At 44.5% G+C, this 3,952-nt stretch carries 6 protein-coding genes and 1 pseudogene; 2 read left to right on the forward strand and 5 right to left on the reverse strand.

Translation table 11 applies throughout. From position 1 onward, the window contains the following. Together B4K20_RS11690 and B4K20_RS11695 are read left to right on the forward strand one after the other, a co-directional pair. A partial coding sequence (locus B4K20_RS11690; protein ID WP_289283023.1) for a bifunctional ornithine acetyltransferase/N-acetylglutamate synthase occupies nucleotides 1-105 on the forward strand: 105 nt, incomplete at its 5' end. 13 nt (nucleotides 106-118) lie between these two features. Then, nucleotides 119-1,168: a DUF3549 family protein gene (locus B4K20_RS11695; RefSeq protein ID WP_289283011.1), complete on the forward strand. Its 1,050-nt coding sequence runs from the start codon at nucleotides 119-121 to the stop codon at nucleotides 1,166-1,168. A gap of 5 nt (nucleotides 1,169-1,173) precedes the next feature. On the opposite strand, the gene B4K20_RS11700 is transcribed toward B4K20_RS11695, so the two are convergent. The 5 genes and pseudogenes from B4K20_RS11700 to B4K20_RS11720 form a co-directional block, all read right to left on the reverse strand. Next, nucleotides 1,174-1,803 carry an NAAT family transporter gene (locus B4K20_RS11700; RefSeq protein WP_286305465.1) on the reverse strand — a complete coding sequence of 210 codons (630 nt, stop codon included), beginning with the start codon at nucleotides 1,801-1,803 and terminating at the stop codon, nucleotides 1,174-1,176. Between the two features lie 3 nt (nucleotides 1,804-1,806). Next, complete coding sequence (locus B4K20_RS11705) at nucleotides 1,807-2,361, reverse strand: pyridoxamine 5'-phosphate oxidase family protein (protein ID WP_289283012.1); 555 nt, start codon at nucleotides 2,359-2,361, stop codon at nucleotides 1,807-1,809. A 7-nt stretch (nucleotides 2,362-2,368) separates the two neighbouring features. Next, complete coding sequence (def, locus tag B4K20_RS11710; RefSeq protein WP_286305463.1) at nucleotides 2,369-2,908, reverse strand: peptide deformylase; 540 nt, start codon at nucleotides 2,906-2,908, stop codon at nucleotides 2,369-2,371. Further along, the gene (locus B4K20_RS11715; RefSeq protein ID WP_286305462.1) at nucleotides 2,905-3,543 is read right to left on the reverse strand and encodes a 2OG-Fe(II) oxygenase; all 639 of its coding nucleotides are present in this window, start codon (nucleotides 3,541-3,543) and stop codon (nucleotides 2,905-2,907) included. The genes def and B4K20_RS11715 overlap by 4 nt, the downstream gene beginning before the upstream one ends. A gap of 153 nt (nucleotides 3,544-3,696) precedes the next feature. Further along, nucleotides 3,697-3,952: pseudogene (locus B4K20_RS11720) on the reverse strand (hypothetical protein); the annotation flags it as partial.

Here is a 3,952-nt window from a genome sequence, read left to right on the forward strand (position 1 = left end):
CTTACCATCACGGTGAAATTGAACCGTGGTGCTGCACATGATCAAGTTTGGACATGTGACTTTTCGTATGACTATGTGAAAATAAACGCAGAGTATCGCACTTAAGCTAGAGCTATCCATGAGCGACAATACCATTACCACCCTAAGTGAGTTCTTAGAGCAGAGTGGCGCCCATTATCGTGTTTTTGATATGGGACGCAGAGTGACCAAGCTGAGTGCAAAGAAATTTACCCGCTTTGAAGCGGCTGAAGTGCCGTATCCTTATCCGTTTCAACGTACAGCCTCATTTGGCATTATTTTTTGGCATCCTCAGTTCACAGATAGACATTACGTCTGGTTTTTGAAGTTTCCGCTTGATGAGCAGGGCTTGCTGATACAAGCGGCGCGAGATGAATTTCTGGTGATGGTTCTGGATAGAGTTGGTGAGTGTTTACTCGCGGCTGCAGATGGAAATTACATAGAAGGAGCCCTAAAAGATAGCCCATACAGTTTTAATCCTCGTGAAGATCGGATGGCTGCCTTTAATGCTCAGGCCACAAAGAATCTGAGTCTGAAAGCCTCGTCATTCTATGAAGCGGCCTTTGCGTATTTTACTGGGCAAAAATCGTTCGACAGTTGGCAAGTGCTCGGCATGCAGGGTGTGGCTGATGTGGCAGTGAGAACTGATGATAGAGCGTTGACGAAAGCCATAATACAAACCCTGCCTCAATTACCGCCTCAACCTTTTCATATGTTGACGTCTTTTATGGAAAATGCAGAGCCCGCTAATAATCTGGTCGAAGCACTACAGTGGCGATTGAAGAATGAGTTGGAACAGAATCAGCCTGATATGGCAGAAATTTGTGCCTGCCTAAGGGCTGTGTCTAATAGTTCTGCTCAGGGCATAGTTGAAAGTATGGTCAAGCAAGTGCTTTGTTCAGACATCAGCCGCCATATCGAAGTCCTAGCCGTTATCGCTGGTCGCTGTTGGAAAGTGCTTGAAGAGCCTGAACTGTGTCAGCTCTATGTTGAGAGGCTCGCTATTAATGAAGCGGATTATGAAGGCTTTAGCCATATATTGGCGGACTTAATGTATATGCCTGCCATGCGAGACAAGGTTATGTCTGCTTTACGTAACCCAAATCGCTCAGCTGAGTTGACGCAGCAAGTCGGAAAGATGTTTGGTTAAGAAGCTTAAGCGGACAAAGCAGGAAATAAACCTTTCAAACCATTGGCAATAAATTCAACGGCGATGGCTGTGAGAATCAGTCCCATAATACGCGTCGCAATGTTAATACCATTGCTTGACATACGTCTTGCTATCCACGGCACAAGCAGCAATAAAATCCATAGCAGTAAGCCCAGCAGAATGATGTCCAGAGCAATCAGGCTGTAGTGAGCGACACCATGTCCTTTGTAAGCATTGATGATGACGGTACTGATGGCGCCAGGACCTGCCAGTAGGGGCATGGCGAGAGGCACGACGGCAATAGACTCACCAGACTGTTGTGCCAGTTCATGATTTTGTTTCAAGCCCTTACTGGTGTTATGTAGCATCCCTATCCCCATCAATAAGAGCAGGATACCGCCGCCAACACGAAATGAATTGATGCTGATACCAAAAAACTCTAATACCCATTGCCCGAAAAAGGCTGTCACCAGCAGAATAGTAGTCGCTGCAATAATGACGGTTCGCGCGATCTTCGCTCGTTCAGCACTACTATAGTCAGCAGTCAGGCTAATATAGATTGGAATAATGCCTAGGGGATTAACAATGGCGATTAATGACACCAGAAATTTTGTGTATTCCGTATATTCGAGCATGCTTTAGCTTAAATTCTTATCTTCAATGTCAGTCACAATGCCATCAATGGTCTTGGCATTTTTTTCTCGCCAATAGTCTTCAATCCCTTCAACGCCTTTTTTTTCAGCCCAATTATTGAGTTGTTCGCGTTCGCCCTGATAAGCATAGTAAGGGACGGCCATACCACAGGATGTTTGCACGAGCTCAATGCTGAGATCGAAGATCTGCCGTGCACCGGGAAGGGCATCAAATAAGTGATATAAGTCGCTCCATTCGGCATCATTATGATGAACCACTTTGGCAGTACCATAGAGACGCAGGATCATTGGCTTACCATGAAATGCAGTGAACATGACTGTCATTCTTGGCAATTGCTGAATATGACCAGCGGTTTCATTACCACTACCCGTGACATTTAGCCAAATCACTCTATTTGGTGTCAGTACACGCAAAGAATCCATTCCCTTAGGCGAAATATTAACCCGACTGTCTTCTGTTGCCGTGCCCACAAAGAAAATGTGCTGCTGTTGAATGAATTCGATTAAGCGATCAGATAAGGCATCAAACTTTTGTCCCATATGGTTTTTAACTCTCTGTTCTTGTCATCATTAGTTTCTGCCACTCTTGTTCCATCATGATGTCAAAATTTGTCTCAACACGGTCAAGAAAAACATGTCCTTGCAGATGATCAAATTCATGCTGAAAAACACGTGCTAGAAAATCATCATAATGCGTTTCGACCCATTCTGCATGACGCGTTTGATAACGAACCAGTATATGTGTGTGACGCGGAACTAAACCACGAATACCGGGTAAACTCAGACAACCTTCCCAATCTTTTTCTTGTGTATTTGAGGTAGTAATAATCTCTGGATTAATGACAAAAAACGCAGGTATATCAGGCGCATGCGGATAACGGGCATTAGGATGGGAAGACATGATAAAAAAACGTTGTGAGATGCCCACTTGTGGCGCTGCTATGCCCATGCCACCTTTTTCAAGAACAAATTCCATGAGCGCATCGAGTTGGGCCTGGAACTCAGGATTTAGAATATCTTCAACTTTTTCAGTTGCTTGGCGAAGCACTGGGTGCCCTAACTGAAAAATAGTGAAGTCTTTTGTCATATCAACGGGGCTTGTAAAGGATCATGTAATCGGAACCAACCAGCAATACTGTAACGATCTCGACAGCTTTTGACTACTTCATGAGGAAACTCCTCACTCAAGAAAATAACAAAACTGCCAAAATTTGGGTTGACCGTCTCAATGACAGTGTTAGTCTCAGGCGCATAAATTAACAACTGACCGCCATCTTCTTCCTGCCATTCTGGGTTGAGATAGAGCACGGTAGTTAAAACCCGATTAGATTCACCTTTAAAAGCATCCATATGTTTTTTATAAAAAGCGCCGGGTGCGTAATGTGCGTAGTGAGCTTCATAGTCAAACAAGCCCATAAACAGTCGGCGGTTTATAGCGAGCCTAAACTCTGACATTTGATCGAGATAAGCCTTATCAGTGCTATTGTCTGGGGTTAACCAACGAGTTTGATCACGTCGAACAGCGTTATTCAACTGAAAATCCTGTTCTCGTCCAATACCTGCGCGTTTGAAATCATCATCATCTAAATTCATGACACGCTGATGAAGGGCATGATTAAGATTAGCGTGAAGAAGTTGTGGAAGAACACAGTAGCCGCGATCGGCGATGGTATCGGCGATAAGATCGTACGCTGACTCAGTAGGTTGTAGTAGTGGCTTCAAGCATGGAATCTCCAAACGGACAAATAAAACCAGACCAATTACTTAGATGGAGTGCTGTTAGTCGGGTGACCTGCTGGTTCCATTGAGGTAAGGGGTTGAACAGGTTGCAAAATTTAGCAAATTTTTGTTGAGTAGGTATGTTTTTTTTACTTACTAGCCGAAAAACCAATAGGCGACAGTGATAGCCGCCAAAATACCGGCTACATCTGCGGCGAGTCCACAGCCGATAGCATGACGGATGTGCTTGATACCAACAGAGCCAAAATAGACTGCTAAAACATAAAAGGTGGTTTCAGTACTTCCCTGAACAATAGCCGAAAGTCGTCCGGAAAATGAGTCTGCACCATAGGCTTGCATCGTATCGACCATCATTGCTCGTGCGCCGCTGCCACTAAAAGGCTTCATCAAT

It is taken from the genome of Methylophaga sp. UBA5088, from assembly GCF_002414625.1.
In the GTDB taxonomy this organism is placed as follows: Bacteria; Pseudomonadota; Gammaproteobacteria; order Nitrosococcales; family Methylophagaceae; genus Methylophaga; species Methylophaga marina.